This is a genomic window from Pseudomonas sp. NUPR-001 (genome assembly GCF_052147955.1).
Classification (GTDB): Bacteria; Pseudomonadota; Gammaproteobacteria; order Pseudomonadales; family Pseudomonadaceae; genus Aquipseudomonas.
This window is the reverse complement of record NZ_CP197353.1, coordinates 1,825,047-1,841,577: the sequence shown is the minus strand read 5'-3', so window position 1 is coordinate 1,841,577 and position 16,531 is coordinate 1,825,047. Positions and strand designations below refer to the sequence as shown.

Sequence of the window (16,531 nt, the reverse complement as noted above, 5' to 3'; positions counted from 1 at the left end):
GCGACCTGTTCCATCTGCGTTAAGGTGCCCGCTTACCTTTGGCACCTTATCTGGAACCGTCAACATGCACTCTGTATTTATCATCGACGACCACCCGGTCATCCGCCTGGCGGTACGCATGCTCTTGGAAAACGAGGGCTATAACGTAGTTGGTGAGTCCGATAATGGCGTGGATGCCATGCAAATGGTTCGCGAATGCCTACCGGACCTGATCATTCTCGACATCAGCATTCCCCGACTCGACGGACTGGAAGTGCTATCGCGCTTTCACAGCATGGCCACGCCCCTGAAGATTCTGGTACTCACCGCGCAATCACCGGCACTGTTTGCTGTTCGCTGCATGCATTCAGGCGCGGCCGGCTATGTGTGCAAACAGGAAGACTTGAGCGAGCTGCTCAGTGCAATCAAAGCGGTACTGTCGGGTTACAACTACTTCCCCAGCCAGGCCATCAACAACTTGCGCCCCAATAGCGATGAACACAGTGAGCTTGAGCTGTTCAAGCAGGTCAATGATCGGGAGTTGATGGTACTGCAACTGTTTGCCCAAGGCCGAAGCAATAAGGAAATTGCCCAAGGCATGTTTCTCAGCAACAAGACCGTGAGCACTTACAAGAAGCGCTTGATGCAAAAACTCAAAGCCAACTCACTGGTCGAACTTATTGAAATGGCTAAACGCAATGCCCTGGTTTGAGCCAATCCATGCCTAGCCGCATCCTCCACTATGTCCTGGCCAGCGTTCTGGCCTGCCTGTGTCTGTTCGCCTCGGCGCATGCCGACGATGCTCCGGCCAGCACTTACCAGCTACTCAGTCGCTCGCAACCGGAGCCGATGAATCTCTCGTTGAGCCCGGCACAACGACGCTGGCTGCAAAGCAAAGAGCAGTTGCTGCTGGGTACTTCAGCACCGGACTACCCGCCCTTCGACATGACCGCCAGCGGCCGAGACTACGAGGGACTGACGGCTGACGTTGCAGGCATAGTGGAAGCGGCCCTGGGTGTGCCGATCAAGGTGCGGCGCTTCGCCAGTCGTCAGGAGGCGGTAAACGCCCTGACGCTGGGGCAGATTGATATGCTCGGCAGTGCCAACGGTTACGAAGCCGCTACGCCAGGGCTGATGCTGTCCAGGCCCTACGCGGTAGATCAGCCGGTGCTCGTTACCCGCGAGAACGAAAGCCGCCCCCTTGACACGGGTCTTGCGGGCTTGCGCCTGAGCATGGTGTATCACTATCTGCCGCTTGCCGAGGTCAGCGCCAACTACCCCAACGCCACGATCAAGGCCTATCCTTCCTATCAGAATGCCCTTAATGCCGTGGCTTTCGACCAAGCCGATGTGTTTCTCGGCGACACCATTTCTACCCACTACCTGATCAACCAGGGCCACTTGAAGAACGTCAAGATGGCCAACTTCGGCAAACACGAGCCGGTCGGCTTCAGCTTTGCGGTGCAGCAAAACAACCCCATTTTGCTGCAATTGATCAATACCACGCTCGATAACCTCTCACGTGCCACGCGAGACAGCATCTTCAAACGCTGGAGCGCCGGCAGCGACGTGCTGCTAACCGACCGAAAACTGCAGCTTTCCCAGCGCGAGGAGCGCTGGCTGAGCCAGCATCCGGTGGTGCGCGTCGTGGTCAACGAAGCCGATGCGCCCCTGACGTTCTTCGACAATGCCGGCAGTTTTCGCGGCATTGCCGCCGATCTGCTCGAACTGATTCGCCTGCGCACCGGGCTGCGCTTCGACATTCAACGCGCCAGCGGGATCAGTGACATGATCGATCGGGTCAACCATGGCCGGGCCGACGTGATTGCGGCTATCTCTCCCAGCGAACGTCGGCAAGCCACCCTGACCATCAGCCGCCCCTACCTGGAAAACTCCTATGTACTGATCACCCGCAAAGGGCCGCAACAACCTGCCACGCTAGAGCAATTACCCGGCCGGCGGGTGGCCGTGGTGCGCGACAGCCCTCTGGTTGAAAGCCTGCGCAAGCGTGTGCCGGGCATTCAGTTGATCGCGACCGAGAGCAGCGAGCAGTCCATCGAAGCCCTTGCCAGCGGCTATGTGGATGCGGCGATCACGGCGTTGGTGCATGCCAATTTCAGCCTTGCCAACCGCCATGACCTGGCCATCCGGGCTTCGGTTGGCGCCGAACCGGCAACCTTTTCAATGGCCACAGCCGGGCATGCGCAGGAGCTGACCTCGATCCTGGACAAAGCGTTGCTCAGTATTGCCCCTGAAGAGCTGGGCGTGATCAACAGCCGCTGGCGCGGCTACAGCAGCGAAAACGATGCGTACTGGACCACCTACCATCAACTGATCCTGCAAATCGTCCTGGGCATCAGCGTTTTGCTGCTGTTGTCACTGGCGTGGAACGCCTGGATGCGGCGCCAGATCAAACAACGCGAAGCCGCCGAGCGTGCGCTGGGCGACCAGCTTGAATTCATGCGCACACTGCTCAACGGCACGCCCCATCCCATCTACGTGCGCGATCGCGAGGGCATCCTGCAAAGCTGCAACGACAGCTATCTGCAAGCGCTGCAGTTACAGCACGATGAAGTGCTCGGCAAGCGCCTGGAAGACGGCGTGCTGGGCGACACCTGCTATGCCAGCCAAATGCAGGCCGATTACCGCCAGGTAATGCGCGAAGGCAAGCCGCTGATCGTCGACCGGCCGCTGTTGCTCAACGACCGCGCGGTGACGATCTATCACTGGATCCTGCCCTACCGGAACTCGCTGGGTGAGGTTCAAGGCATTATCGGTGGCTGGATCGACATCAGCGAGCGACGCCAGCTGATTCAGGACCTGAGCCTGGCCAAGCAGCAGGCCGATGATGCCAATCGGGCAAAAAGTACCTTTCTGGCAACCATCAGCCATGAAATCCGCACCCCGATGAACGCCATTCTCGGCATGCTTGAGCTGACCCTGGAAAAAGCCAACCAGGGCCAACTGGATCGTCCAGCTGTCGAAGTCGCCTATAACTCGGCCAAAGACTTGCTGGCCCTGATCGGCGACATACTCGACATTGCCCGGATCGAATCCGGGCATCTGACCTTGGCACCAGAGCGTGTGTGCCCGGCGCAACTGGTCGAGTCTGTCGGTCGAGTCTTCGACGGCCTGGCCCGCCAGAAAAACCTGCAGTTGACGGTGGGTATCGACCCCAGCGCGCGCGCCTACGTACTGCTCGACCCGCTGCGGCTCAAGCAAATTCTCTCGAACCTGGTCAGCAACGCTATCAAATTCACTGAACATGGCCAGGTTGTCATTGAACTGACCCTCAAGGCCGGTCCAGAGCCCGGACAAGCCACGCTCGACATGAGCGTCCAGGACAGCGGTATCGGTATCCGCGTACAGGACCAGCAACGCCTGTTCCTGCCGTTCGTTCAGGCCAATCCCGACAGCATGCTGGCGCGCAACGGTACCGGCCTGGGCCTTTCCATCTGTCGCGACCTGTGCAATCTGATGGGCGGCAGTCTTACCTTGCACAGTGAATTCGGCCAAGGTACCCGCGCGCATGTCTGCCTGCCGGTGACACTGATGCCCAGCCACGCCAAACTGGCTACCTCCAACCCGGAGCCGTACATCAGCGTTGCGGCATTGAACGTGCTGGTGGTCGATGACCACCCCGCCAACCTGTTGCTACTGACCCAACAGCTCAACTACCTGGGGTTGGCACATTGCAGCGTCGACAATGGCCAGGAAGGGTTGGAACTGTGGCGGCGCGGGACCTTCGACGTATTGATCCTTGACTGCAACATGCCCGGCATCAATGGCTATCAGTTCGCCCGGGCGGTGCGCAGCGAAGAATGTCAACGGCAGTGGCCGCATTGCACCATTCTGGGTTACACCGCCAACGCCCAGCCAGAAGTGCGCAATCAGTGCCAGCAAGCTGGCATGGATGACTGTCTGCTCAAGCCGATCAGCCTCAAAGCCTTGGGCCAACGCCTGGCCAACGTACAACCACTTCCCCGCAGTGAACCCGCCAACGCGCTTGCCCCGTTCGACTTGCAGGGCCTGCAGCCCGTGGTAGGTAGCAGTGCCAGCGACTTACGCGCCCTGCTCGAACAACTTCAGCGCAGTTTCAGCAAGGATCGGCTAATCCTCGAGGCGCTGGACCCGACGCTTGAGTCCGAACAATTGAAAAACGAAGCGCATCGTGTACTTGGCGCTGCGCGGATTATTCAAGCCAGCACGCTGGTTGATGCCTGCGAACAACTGGAATCGGATTGCCTGACGAACGCCCCCGCATCTACGCTTGAGCTTCACCAGCAACAGGTGACAACGGCCATTGCGGCCGTGGAGTGCGCCCTGCGCCAGCACTTGCATCACACAGATGCAAACGACGCCGCAACGCAGGCAGGCTGAAACAAAACGGCGGCCACCAGGGCCGCCGTTTCAACAGGCATCAGGCAACCGGATTGATCGGGTTTTCCGGATACCAGGCGTCCAGCAGTGGGCTGACTTCAATTTTGGTCAGTTCGCTGCGCGCCTTGAGCCAGGCTTCAACAGTGGCACGCTGCTCTTCGGTAACCGAGCCGCGCTTGGCCGAGCAGACCAGGCCGAAGTCGTCGCCGCCAACATAGTCCAGACCGTTGGCGTCCATGGCGTCGTCGAGGAACGCATCGAGGAAGGCGTCAATGGCTTCGTCGGACAGGTCTTCCTTGAACTCCAGGTTCAGCTCGAAACCCAGCTCCTGGAATTCACCCACGCAGAGCTTTTTGCGCAGACGGCGGGAACGGTTAGTGGCCATGAAACAATCCTCTTGAGTAATAACGCCGCGCACTTTACCAGTTTCACCACGAAGCTGCCGGAATAAAAGGTTCCTCGACGGCTTGCCCACCGGTGGGAGCGGGCTTGCCCCGCGATCGCGATTTACCTGATACACCGCAATCGCGGGGCAAGCCCGCGCCTACCGGGGGAAATAAAAGCCGATAAGCCGCCCCTTGCGGTTCCCCCATCGCTGTGCGCCTTGGGGCATAATGCGCGCTATATTTTTCGTTCCGGGGCCTTCACCTTTTCTCGCTCCGTTTTTTTCACCCCTCGCTCGCAGGGTTTTATTGCACATGATCAAATCTCTTCGCCCTCTTCTGCTTGCCGGCCTGCTGCTGCCCATTGCACTCCCGTCCCAGGCCGCTGCCGTCAATACCACGCTGCCGGCTAAAGTCCAGCAAGCGCTGAAAACCAACAAGCTGCAAGACTCCGCCCTGTCGCTGGTGATGCTGCCGCTCAACGGCCCAGGCACCCCCACCGTGTTCAACGCCGATGTCTCGGTCAACCCGGCCTCGACCATGAAGCTGGTCACCACCTATGCCGCCCTGGAACTGCTCGGCCCGACCCACCAGTGGAAAACCGAGTTCTACAGCGACGGCCCGCTGCGTAACGGCACCCTGCAAGGCAACCTGTATCTCAAGGGCGGCGGTGACCCGAAACTGAACATGGAAAAGCTCTGGCTGTTGATGCGCGACCTGCGTGCCAACGGCGTGCAAACCATCAGCGGCGACCTGGTGCTCGACCGTAGCCACTTCGTCCAGCCGGTACTGCCGCAGTTCAACGATGACGGCGGCGACGACAACAAGCCGTTCCTGGTCAAGCCCGACTCGCTGCTGGTCAACCTCAAGGCCCTGCGCTTCGTCGCCCGCAATGACGGCGGTAAGGTGCTGGTCTCGGTCGAACCACCGATTGCCAGCATCCGCATCGATAACCAGGTGAAGGCCGTCAACAGCAAACAATGCACTGGTGACGTGCGCTACAACCCGATCACTCAGGCCGATGGCGTGACCGTCGTGGTCAGCGGGCAACTGGGCGATGGCTGCAACTCGCAGACCTACCTGTCGCTGCTCGATCACCCGACCTATGCCGCAGGCGCCGTCAGGGCCATCTGGAATGAGCTGGGTGGCACCATCCAGGGCCGCGACCGGGTCGACAACGTCCCGAAAGGCGCCCGCCTGCTGGCGCGTGCCTTCTCGCCGGATCTGGTCGAGATCATTCGGGACATCAACAAGTACAGTAACAACACCATGGCCCAGCAGCTGTTCCTGAGCCTGGGCGCGCAGTTCCGCACCGATGCCGATGGCGACGATGCGCGTGCCGCGCAACGCGTGGTACGTCAGTGGCTGGCGAAAAAAGGCATCACCGCCCCGCACCTGATCATGGAGAACGGTTCCGGACTGTCGCGTGCCGAGCGGGTCAGCACCCGGGAAATGGCCGCCTTGCTGCAAGCGGCGTGGAAAAGCCCATATGCCGCCGAGTTCATCAGCTCGATGCCGCTGGTCGGCATGGATGGCACCATGCGCAAGCGCCTCAAGCGCACCGCCATGACCGGTGAAGCCCATATCAAGACCGGCACCCTGAACACCGTGCGGGCCATTGCCGGTTTTAGCCGCGACAGCAACGGCAACACCTGGGCAGTCGCCGCGATCCTCAACGACCCGAAACCATGGGGCGCCTCAGCCGTGCTCGACCAGGTACTGCTCGACCTGTACCGCCAGCCGAAACTGGTTAACAGCACCGCAGCGATTCAACCCTGATCGCTCACGGCAGCTCTGCTTCGACCCGATCGCGGCCAGCCTGTTTGGCCGCGTAAACACCGGAGTCGGCACGAAGCAGCAAGGCATCGGCGCCCTCTCCCGGGCGCCAGCCGGCCACACCAAAACTGGCCGTCACCTGGCCCACGCCCTCCACTTCGACACTGCGCACCCCCTGCCACAACTCCAGCGCCAGGGAATGCGCTTGTTCGGCGTCGCTGCCCGGGCATAACACCATGAACTCCTCACCGCCCAAACGACAGAACACGTCGGTGCGCCGCAAGCGCTGACCGATGCGCTGGCACAGGCTGCGTAACACGTGGTCACCCACGGCATGTCCGAACTGGTCATTGATGCGCTTGAAGTGATCGATATCCAGCATGATCACCGCCAGATCCAGCTGATCGCGTTGAGCGCGCTCAAGCTCGGTCTTCAAGCGTTCCTGGAAGTAGCGGCGGTTATGAATGCCCGTCAACGCATCCGTCACCGACAGCGCGCGCAACTCTTCCTCAACACGTTTCAGGTCCGAGATATCGGTCAGGTAACCGTGCCAGAGCGTGCTGCCATCCTCTTCCGGCTCCGGTGTCGCCTCCCCCCGCACCCAACGCTGCCCAGCCTCAGGCAGCAACACCCGGTATTCCTCACGCCACGGCGTCATATGGTCGGCCGAAAAGCGGATAGAGGTCCGCACACGCAGCAGATCATCCGGGTGGATGCGCTCAAACACCGCAGTAGCGTCCTGGCGCAACTGCTCGGGCTCAAGTTCGTAGATGTCTCGCAGCCCTTCACTGGCGTAGGTGAAGCAAGAGCTGCCGTCGGTTCGCAGGCGAAATTGATAGATCCCGCCTGGCACCTCGGCACTGAGCTTGTCCAGCAGGCGGTCACGGGCGGCCAGCGCATCATGCACGCGCTTGCGCTCGGTGACATCGATGCAGATCGCCAGGTGGCCAACCCACAGGCCGTGCTCATCGAGCACCGCCGTCACCAGCATATTGGCCAACAGGTGGCTGCCGTCTTTGCGCTGCAGTGTCCATTCGCCCGCCTCGTTGCCACCTTCCTGAACGGTCTGCGCGAAGATGGCCTGGGCCGGGGTGATGTCGCGGCCGTAGCGCTGCGTCAGCTCCCGCGCCCGACGCTGCAGCTCTTGAGGCGAGATCAACGCCTCCAGGGTCAGACTGCCCACTGCTTCGGCGCTGCTGTAGCCAAGCATGCGCTCGGCGCCAGCATTGAACATGCTGACCACGCCGCGCAGGTTGGTGGCAATGATCGCGACCTGGGTCGCGGCATCCAGCACACTGCGCAGCTGGTTGTGGGTTGTGCGCAAGGAGCTCTCACTGACGCGCAGCTCGCCGGTACGCTGCTCCACCAGGGTCAATGCGCGTTGCCGCTGGCTGAACAAGCTGAACAGCAAGGCACTGAGCATCACACTGAGCAAGCCGCCAAGAAACACCACAGCCGTGACGGCCGAAGAGCGGTTGGCCTGCATGAAGGCCTGGCTTGGGCGGATGTCGAGCTGATAATCGTGATCGGCCAGGTGCAACAAGTGAGTAGCCGCCAGCGGCGAAGCGGCGCCCTTGTTGTCCGATTGGAATAACACTTCGTGTTGAGCATCCGGCCCGGACAAGTCGCGAATACGCACTACCAGATTGTCCTGGGCGGTATTGGGCAAGCCCTCGGCCATCAACTGACGCACGCTGATCACCGCCATGACGTAGCCCTGAGGTTCAGGCGATGGATTGAGCGGGGAAAACACTGGCGCCACCATCAGCACACCACGGGCATAGGCGGGATCGACATCGGCAAGGTTCAGCGGTGCCGAGACCGCCATGCTGCCCGGCTTGGAGGCGCGCTGCAGGGTGTCCTCACGCAGGGGTTGCGAGAGCAGATCCAAGCCGAATGGCTGACGCTGCGGGCCTAAGGCCTGGGTAAACAGCACCGGGTAATACTGCGCCCGCGCGGGCGATACCGACAAATCGCCGCGATCGGACAGCTGTCGAATCGCGTAGGAAATCCCCAGGACCTGGCTCGCGCGCTGCTCGAACTCTGCACGCGCTGCACCCGGCACCCGCGGCGCCCAGGAATAGGCTTGGGTGCGGTGCAACAACGGACGGGCATAGCCATTGAATTCGTCGAGGGTAATTTCGTTGGCATACACAAAGAACCGGCGCAACCCATCCAGGCGTTGCACCTGATCCTCGAAGCGTTCTTCGATACGACTGTAACGCTCGCTGGCCAGCAACTCGAAGCGTTGACGCAGCTGTTGTCGGTACAACTCGTAGGTTGCCAACGCCAGAAACGCGGTCAACAGTCCGCCGACGGCCAATGCCACAAGGGCAACCAGCCAGGCGGACACTTCTTCGCTGAGAAAGCCGAGCATTTTTGGACGAACGCCATGCATCGACATAGTTGATTGCACTCATAACGCCAGCATTGTGCGTTTGCCAAAACCTCCCTCAGTTATAGCTATTCGCCACTAATCAAGCAATCTGCAACCCAGCACAAGCGCGCACTTAACGTGCTTGAATGCGCCACGCCCGGTGAATCTTGCTGTTACGGGCAAAATCCGGGTCCAGGGTCTGGGCACTGATTTCTTCTACCGCGTACCGCTCGGCCAGACGCTCGTCGAGCTGGAACTTGCGGAAGTTGTTGGAGAAATACAGCACGCCGCCCGGCGCCAAGCGCGCGATGGCCAGATCGAGCAATTCGACGTGGTCACGCTGAACGTCGAAAACACCTTCCATGCGCTTGGAGTTGGAGAAGGTCGGCGGGTCGATAAAGATCAGGTCAAACTCGTCACGGCAGGCTTGCAGCCAGGCCATCACATCACCCTGCTCCAGGCGGTTCTTGTCGGAGAAGCCGTTGAGCGACAGGTTGCGTCGTGCCCAATCCAGGTAAGTACGCGACAGGTCAACGCTGGTGGTGCTGCGCGCGCCGCCTTTGGCGGCGTGTACAGAGGCCGTTGCGGTGTAGCAGAACAGGTTGAGGAAACGCTTGCCCGCCGCCTCACGCTGGATGCGCATGCGCATCGGCCGGTGGTCGAGGAACAAGCCGGTGTCCAGGTAATCGGTGAGGTTGACCAGCAGTTTGACACCGCCCTCGCTGACTTCGAGGAATTGCCCCTGAGTGCTCTGGCGTTCGTACTGACGGGTGCCGCTCTGGCGTTCACGGCGCTTGACCACCACCCGGCTCTGGTCGATACCCAATGCCTGGGGAATTGCAGCCAAGGCATCGAACAAGCGAGCCTGGGCCTTCTCCGGGTCGACTGAACGCGGAGCGGCATATTCCTGCACGTGCACCCAGTCCTGATACAGATCGATTGCCAGGGCGTACTCCGGCATATCGGCGTCATACAGGCGATAGCAGCTGACCTGCTCGCGCTTGGCCCATTTGCCCAGCTGCTTGAGGTTCTTTTGCAAACGGTTGGCGAACATCTGCCCGCCTTCACTCAAGCGTGCCGGTTCACTGGCCACTGCTGCAGCACTGCGCGGGGTGTCATTGCCCTGGGCGTCACGCTCAGGCTGACGGCGTTCGCCAGTGACAAACTGGTCCGGCTGCACTTTGATCAGCAACAACTTGCACGGCAGCGCGCCGTTCCAGAACGCGTACTGCTTGTGACTGCGAATGCCCATGCGTTTGCCCAGGTCCGGAGCACCGGTAAACACCGCCGCCTCCCAGTTCAGGCACGATTGACGCAAGCGCTCGCCGAGGTTCTGGTAGAGGTAGAGCAGGCTGGCTTCATCACCCAGGCGCTCGCCGTAGGGTGGGTTGCAGATCACCAGGCCTTTCTGGTTCTGGTCAGGACGCGGCTCAAAACTGCCCACTTCCCCTTGATAGATCTTGACCCAGTCACTGAGCCCGGCACGTTCGACGTTGTTGCGACCCGGCTGGATCAACCGTGGGTCGGCCTCGTAGCCACGGATCCACAACGGTGGCCGGGCAAGCCCCGCCTGCGCCCGCGCCTGGGCCTCATCGTGCAGCTTGCGCCACAGCGCCGGCACATGGCCCAACCAGGCACTGAAGCCCCAGCGCTCACGCTTGAGGTTAGGGGCGATGTCGGCAGCAATCATCGCTGCCTCCACCAAAAAGGTGCCCACACCGCACATCGGGTCAGCCAGCGCACCGCCTTCAGCGGCAATACGCGGCCAGCCCGCACGAATCAGCACGGCGGCGGCAAGGTTTTCCTTGAGCGGCGCGGCGCCTTGCTGCAGGCGGTAACCGCGCTGGTGCAAGCTGTGCCCGGAGAGGTCCAGCGACAGGATGGCTTCGCCTCGATCCAGGCGCAGGTGCACGCGCAGATCCGGATTGAGCTTGTCGACCGACGGGCGCTCGCCTTCACGGGTGCGCAGCTTGTCGACAATGGCATCCTTGACCTTGAGGGCACCGAAATGGGTGTTGTCGATGCCGGAGCCGTGGCCGCTGAATTCGACAGCCAGCGAGCCACTGGCTTCCAGATGGTCTTGCCACTCCACCTCGTGCACGCCGTCGTACAGGTCGTCGGCGTTCTTCATGTTGAAGCGCTTGAGCACCAGCAACACACGGTTGCCCAGGCGTGACCATAGGCACAAGCGGTAGGCAGTTTCCATGTCGGCCGAGCCGCGGATGGCCGAGGTGTGTTCACGCACCTCTTCAAGGCCAAGGCCACGCGCCTCTTCGGCAAGCAGGCTTTCAAGGCCTTTGGGGCAGGTTAGGTAGAGTTCGAAACGGTCCGACATGTGGTATCCAGTGCCTTGAGCAATAAGTGGAGGGCAAGCGCATTGCCTTCCTGTGTTTAATCGAGCGCCGTTCCAGCGAGCGCTCGAATGGCACTGCAAGCGTGCCGGGCCACCCGGGCATCCAGACCTTTTGCCAGGGGCAGAAACGTCTTTGATTACCGGGCAGAATGAAAATTTCATGACGAGCCGGGTGAAAAATGACCCTTCGTCGTATTGACAGCCTTGTTACAAATTATCACCAGGCAATGGCCAAGTGACTTCAACGCCGATCAAACCCTGATCATAGCGGGCTTTTCGTCCCGTCCTGGGCCGAAGCATTTATTTACTTATCCTTTGACCCTAGGAAAGGTTACGCCCTTATGACAAAACGATCATTCACACTGTGTCGTGCATTGGTTAGAACTCATCTCAGGTTGTCACCGCAACGGGGCAACACTTCTGCTCGCCACGCCGGCAGCGAGCGCACACCGGCAGAACGATTCTGCCCGGCCTCAGACGAGGCCGACGGGACATTACAGTCAACAAGTGAGGGCAACACCCTATGAGAAGACTTAAGCGTGATCCGTTGGAAAAAGCATTTACACGAGGCTACCACTATGGGGTTGCCGGCAAATCCCGCGAGCTTTGCCCTTTTACTCTACCGTCGGTACGCCAAGCCTGGATTAACGGCTGGCGCGAAGGACGTGGCGACAACTGGGACGGTATGACCGGCACTGCGGGTATACACAGACTCAACGAACTTCACGCCGTTGGCTGAACGAGGATCTGAATTCATTCACCATGCGCGCCCCATCCGGGCGGCGGGCTAAGGCCCAGGGGCCCCTTCAAGGGGCCCTTTTTTATCCCTGCGATTCAGCGCCCCATGGCAGCGATGGCATCTACCGACTCACGGATCAGCGCCGGGCCCTTGTAGATGAAGCCCGAGTAGATCTGCACCAGGCTGGCGCCAGCGGCGATCTTCTCAGCGGCATGCTTGCCCTCGGTGATGCCACCGGCGGCAATGATCGGCAGTTTCCCACCCAACTCAGCCGACAGCACCTTGACGATATGGGTGCTCTTTTCCAGCACCGGCGCACCGGACAAACCACCAGCTTCATCACCATGTGGCAAGCCTTCGACCCCTTCGCGACCGAGGGTGGTGTTGGTGGCAATGACTGCATCCATGCCCGATTCGATCAGCGCCGCGGCTACCAGAGCGGTTTCTTCGTCGCTCATGTCGGGGGCAATCTTGATCGCCAGGGGCACGTGCTTGCCATATTGCCCAGCCAGTTGCCCGCGGCGCTCAGCCAGGGCATCGAGCAACTGCTTGAGCGAATCGCCGAACTGCAGGCTGCGCAGGCCCGGGGTATTGGGCGAGCTGACGTTGACGGTGATGTAGCTGGCCTGGTTATAGACCTTGTCCAGGCAGATCAAGTAGTCGTCTACTGCACGCTCGACCGGGGTGTCGAAGTTCTTGCCGATATTGATGCCCAACACACCACGGTACTTGGCCGCCTGCACCCGGTTGAGCAGGTTGTCCACACCCAGGTTGTTGAAGCCCATGCGGTTGATGATCGCCTCTGCCTCGGGCAGACGGAACAGGCGCGGCTTGGGGTTGCCAGGCTGAGGGCGCGGGGTGACCGTGCCGATTTCGACAAAGCCGAAACCCAACTGGGCAAAACCGTCGATGGCCGCGCCATTTTTGTCCAGGCCTGCCGCCAGGCCAACCGGGTTGGCGAACTCCAGGCCCATTACCGTGACCGGCAACGAGGCCGGGGCCTTGGTCAGCAGCCCGTTCAAACCCAGACGGCCACCGGCGCCGATCAGGTCAAGGGACAGGTCGTGGGAGGTCTCCGGGGAGAGCTTGAACAACAGCTGGCGGGCCAGGGTATACATGGGCGGGCTTAGCTCGACGTGAGTGAGGGGGCGATTATATAGACGGCGCGGTCCGGGGGACAGCGCCGCCTTGGCATATGGGTTGCTTTGTTGACCTGTAACACCGGCTCCGCACGCGACCCGGCCCGCCCTCCGACACAGGCGCGACACTGTGAACAACGACACCCCCACCACCCCACTGGCCTGGGTCAACGGCAGCGATGCGCCGGAAAAGCACAGCCTGAACATCGGCTTCATGGCGTTGAGCGACTGCGCCTCCGTGGTCGTCGCTGCGACCCAGGGCTTCGCCCAGCCCTACGGCCTGAGCCTGAACCTCAAGCGCCAGAGTTCCTGGGCCGGCCTGCGCGACAAACTGGTCAGCGGCGAGCTGGATGCTGCCCACTGCCTGTACGGCCTGGTTTACGCCGTGCACCTGGGGATTGGTGGTACCGGCGCAACGGATATGTCCGTGCTGATGGGCCTGAACCAAAACGCCCAAGGCATCAATCTGTCCTCTGCCCTGCAGCGCAAAGGCGTGACCCGCCCTGAAGCGCTGGAGCGTTTCGTGCACCAAAGCGGCACAAAACTCACCTTCGCCCAAACCTTTCCGACCGGCACACATGCCATGTGGCTGTATTACTGGCTCGCCAGCCAGGGCATCCACCCGCTCCATGACGTCAACAGCGTGGTTGTGCCCCCCGCGCAAATGCTCACCCATTTGCAGGCTGGGCGCATCGACGGTTTCTGCGTTGGCGAGCCCTGGTCAGCCGATGCGATCGAACAGGGCCAAGGTTTTACCCTGGCCACCAGCCAGTCAATCTGGCCTGATCACCCGGAAAAAGTCCTTGCCTGCACGCGCAGCTTTGTCGAGCAGTACCCCAACACCGCCAGGGCGCTGATCAAGGCCATCCTCGCCGCCAGCCGGTTCATTGAGCAGAGCCCGGAGAATCGCCGCAGCACCGCGCAATTGCTCAGCGGCAAGGCCTACCTGAACAGCCCACTGAACAGTATCGAACCGCGCCTGCTCGGCCATTACCACGACGGTCTGGGCAATCACTGGCACGACCCGCATGCCTTGCGCCTGCACGACCATGGCCGGGCCAACCTGCCTTACCTGTCTGACGGCATGTGGTTCATGACCCAGTTCCGCCGCTGGGGCCTGTTGCGCGAAGACCCTGACTACCTGGCCGTGGCCAGCCAGGTGCAACAATTGGCCCTGTACCGTGACGCCGCCACTGCCATTGGCGTGCCCTGCACAGAACAAAACATGCGCCGTAGCCAACTGATCGATGGCCGCTACTGGGACGGTAGCGACCCTGCCGCTTACGCCCGCAGCTTCGCCCTGCATGCGCTGGCCGAAACGCCCGCTGCCCTTGCCCGTCGCTGATAAGGAGACGCCCCGATGCTGCGAATCCTGTTGATCGATGACACCGAGAAAAAAGTCGGGCGCCTGAAGGCCGCACTGGTTGAAGCCGGCTTTGAAGTGATCGAGGCGTCAGGGCTGACCATCGACCTGCCAGCCCGCGTCGAATTGGTGCACCCAGACGTAGTGCTGATCGATACCGAGTCACCGGGCCGGGATGTCATGGAACAAGTGATCCTGGTCAGCCGCGACCAACCGCGCCCGATTGTCATGTTCACTGACGAGCATGATCCAGGCGTAATGCGCCAGGCGATCAAGGCCGGGGTCAGCGCCTACATCGTGGAAGGCATCCATGCCGCGCGCCTGCAGCCGATACTCGACGTGGCCATGGCGCGCTTTGAAAGCGACCAGGCACTCAAGGCCCAACTGCAAGCACGCGACCAGCAACTGGCCGAACGCAAGCGCATCGAGTTGGCCAAAGGCCTGCTGATGAAAATGAAAGACTGCAACGAAGAGCAGGCTTACACCTTGATGCGCCGCCAGGCCATGAGCAAACAGCAGAAACTGATCCAGGTCGCCGAACAGATCATCGCCATGAGCGATTTACTCGGCTAACGCCTGTAGGAGCGGGCTTGCCCCGCGATAGCCAGCGTTCAGGCACACCGCAATCGCGGGGCAAGCCCGCTCCCACCGTGGACTCCCAGACGTTCTGGCCCGGGTTTTGCTGAGCATTGAGTACAGGTAGCCAACGGCGGTTGCCCCCTTACACGACAAAGACGTCGCACTCCCCTCGCAGCAGCGAGCCGGATGGCGACGTCTTTTTCGTTTCTTCCCCTTGGGTGTAACGCTTAACGAGGTGTTCGATGAATACGAGTTTCTGGAAGTCCGGGCATATCCCCACGCTGTTCGCCGCCTTTCTGTATTTCGACCTCAGCTTCATGGTCTGGTACCTGCTCGGCCCCATGGCGGTGCAGATTGCCACCGACCTGCAACTGACCACCCAACAACGCGGCCTGATGGTCGCCACGCCGATTCTGGCCGGTGCCATCCTGCGCTTTGGCATGGGCATTCTGGTGGATCGCCTGTCACCGAAAACCGCCGGCCTGATTGGCCAGGTGATCGTCATCATTGCCCTGTTCTGCGCCTGGAACCTGGGGATTCACAGCTATGAGCACGCCTTGTTGCTCGGGGTGTTCCTCGGCGTTGCCGGTGCCTCCTTCGCCGTGTCTCTGCCACTGGCTTCGCAGTGGTACCCCGCGCAACACCAGGGCAAGGCCATGGGTATCGCTGGCGCCGGTAACTCCGGCACCGTGTTCGCTGCCCTCCTGGCACCGGTGCTGGCTGCCAGCTTTGGCTGGAACAACGTGTTCGGCTTTGCCGTGATCCCACTGGTATTGACCCTGGTGCTGTTCGCCCTGCTGGCACGCAATGCGCCACAACGCCCAAAACCCAAGGCCATGGCCGACTACCTCAAAGCCCTGGGAGATCGCGACAGCTGGTGGTTCATGTTTTTCTACAGCGTCACCTTTGGTGGTTTCATCGGCCTGGCCAGCGCCCTGCCCGGCTACTTCAATGACCAGTACGGCCTGAGCCCGGTCACCGCAGGCTATTACACCGCCGCCTGCGTATTCGCTGGCAGCCTGATGCGCCCACTGGGTGGCGCCCTGGCCGATCGCTTCGGGGGCATCCGCACGCTGCTGGCAATGTATACCGTCGCCGCGCTGTGCATCGCCGCAGTCGGCTTCAACCTGCCCAGCTCGGTCGCGGCCTTGGCCTTGTTCGTCAGCGCCATGCTCGGTCTTGGTGCGGGTAACGGCGCGGTATTCCAGCTGGTGCCGCAACGCTTTCGTCAGGAAATCGGGGTCATGACTGGCCTGATCGGCATGGCCGGCGGGATCGGCGGCTTCCTGCTTGCTGCAGGCCTGGGCGCCATCAAGCAGCACAGCGGCGACTACCAACTGGGCTTGTGGTTGTTCGCAAGCCTGGGCGTGCTGGCCTGGTTCGGCCTGATTGGCGTCAAACAACGCTGGCGCACCACCTGGGGCTCGGCTGCAGTCACCGCAGCACGGGTCTGAGGCCGCACC

At 61.2% G+C, this 16,531-nt stretch carries 11 protein-coding genes; 7 read left to right on the top strand and 4 right to left on the bottom strand.

Going from position 1 to position 16,531, the window contains the following annotated elements:
- Positions 1 to 64 precede the first annotated feature (64 nt).
- Together ACP6KB_RS08520 and ACP6KB_RS08515 are read left to right on the top strand one after the other, a co-directional pair.
- Complete coding sequence (locus ACP6KB_RS08520) at positions 65 to 691, top strand: response regulator (RefSeq protein ID WP_442113304.1); 627 nt, start codon at positions 65 to 67, stop codon at positions 689 to 691.
- A gap of 8 nt (positions 692 to 699) precedes the next feature.
- Entirely contained in the window at positions 700 to 4,359 is a 3,660-nt protein-coding gene (locus ACP6KB_RS08515; RefSeq protein WP_442113303.1) for a transporter substrate-binding domain-containing protein, read from the top strand.
- A 40-nt stretch (positions 4,360 to 4,399) separates the two neighbouring features.
- Here the strand turns inward: ACP6KB_RS08515 and ACP6KB_RS08510 are convergent, their stop codons facing one another.
- A complete protein-coding gene (locus ACP6KB_RS08510) occupies positions 4,400 to 4,744 on the bottom strand; it encodes a YggL family protein (RefSeq protein WP_133211096.1) in 345 nt (114 codons plus the stop codon).
- A gap of 313 nt (positions 4,745 to 5,057) precedes the next feature.
- Between ACP6KB_RS08510 and dacB the strand changes: the two genes are divergently transcribed.
- Complete coding sequence (gene dacB, locus ACP6KB_RS08505; protein ID WP_442113302.1) at positions 5,058 to 6,521, top strand: D-alanyl-D-alanine carboxypeptidase/D-alanyl-D-alanine endopeptidase; 1,464 nt, start codon at positions 5,058 to 5,060, stop codon at positions 6,519 to 6,521.
- Between the two features lie 4 nt (positions 6,522 to 6,525).
- Here dacB and ACP6KB_RS08500 read toward each other — a convergent pair whose 3' ends face one another.
- On the bottom strand, positions 6,526 to 8,922 hold the full coding sequence (locus ACP6KB_RS08500; protein WP_442113301.1) for a sensor domain-containing diguanylate cyclase: 2,397 nt from the start codon (positions 8,920 to 8,922) through the stop codon (positions 6,526 to 6,528).
- A 106-nt stretch (positions 8,923 to 9,028) separates the two neighbouring features.
- Positions 9,029 to 11,230 carry a bifunctional 23S rRNA (guanine(2069)-N(7))-methyltransferase RlmK/23S rRNA (guanine(2445)-N(2))-methyltransferase RlmL gene (gene rlmKL, locus ACP6KB_RS08495; RefSeq protein WP_442113300.1) on the bottom strand — a complete coding sequence of 734 codons (2,202 nt, stop codon included), beginning with the start codon at positions 11,228 to 11,230 and terminating at the stop codon, positions 9,029 to 9,031.
- A 541-nt stretch (positions 11,231 to 11,771) separates the two neighbouring features.
- On the opposite strand from rlmKL, the gene rmf reads away from it, so the two are divergent.
- Positions 11,772 to 11,987, top strand: a complete 216-nt coding sequence (gene rmf / locus ACP6KB_RS08490) for a ribosome modulation factor (RefSeq protein ID WP_128326123.1) — start codon at positions 11,772 to 11,774, stop codon at positions 11,985 to 11,987.
- A 95-nt stretch (positions 11,988 to 12,082) separates the two neighbouring features.
- On the opposite strand, the gene ACP6KB_RS08485 is transcribed toward rmf, so the two are convergent.
- A complete protein-coding gene (locus ACP6KB_RS08485; RefSeq protein WP_442113299.1) occupies positions 12,083 to 13,105 on the bottom strand; it encodes a quinone-dependent dihydroorotate dehydrogenase in 1,023 nt (340 codons plus the stop codon).
- A 151-nt stretch (positions 13,106 to 13,256) separates the two neighbouring features.
- Between ACP6KB_RS08485 and ACP6KB_RS08480 the strand changes: the two genes are divergently transcribed.
- From ACP6KB_RS08480 to ACP6KB_RS08470, 3 genes are all read left to right on the top strand, one after another.
- Positions 13,257 to 14,471, top strand: coding sequence for a CmpA/NrtA family ABC transporter substrate-binding protein (locus ACP6KB_RS08480; RefSeq protein ID WP_442113298.1), 1,215 nt, complete (start codon positions 13,257 to 13,259; stop codon positions 14,469 to 14,471).
- 15 nt (positions 14,472 to 14,486) lie between these two features.
- Positions 14,487 to 15,062 carry an ANTAR domain-containing response regulator gene (locus tag ACP6KB_RS08475; protein WP_442113297.1) on the top strand — a complete coding sequence of 192 codons (576 nt, stop codon included), beginning with the start codon at positions 14,487 to 14,489 and terminating at the stop codon, positions 15,060 to 15,062.
- Positions 15,063 to 15,310: 248 nt separating this feature from the next.
- The gene (locus ACP6KB_RS08470; protein ID WP_442113296.1) at positions 15,311 to 16,522 is read left to right on the top strand and encodes a nitrate/nitrite transporter; all 1,212 of its coding nucleotides are present in this window, start codon (positions 15,311 to 15,313) and stop codon (positions 16,520 to 16,522) included.
- The last annotated feature ends 9 nt before the right edge of the window (positions 16,523 to 16,531 follow it).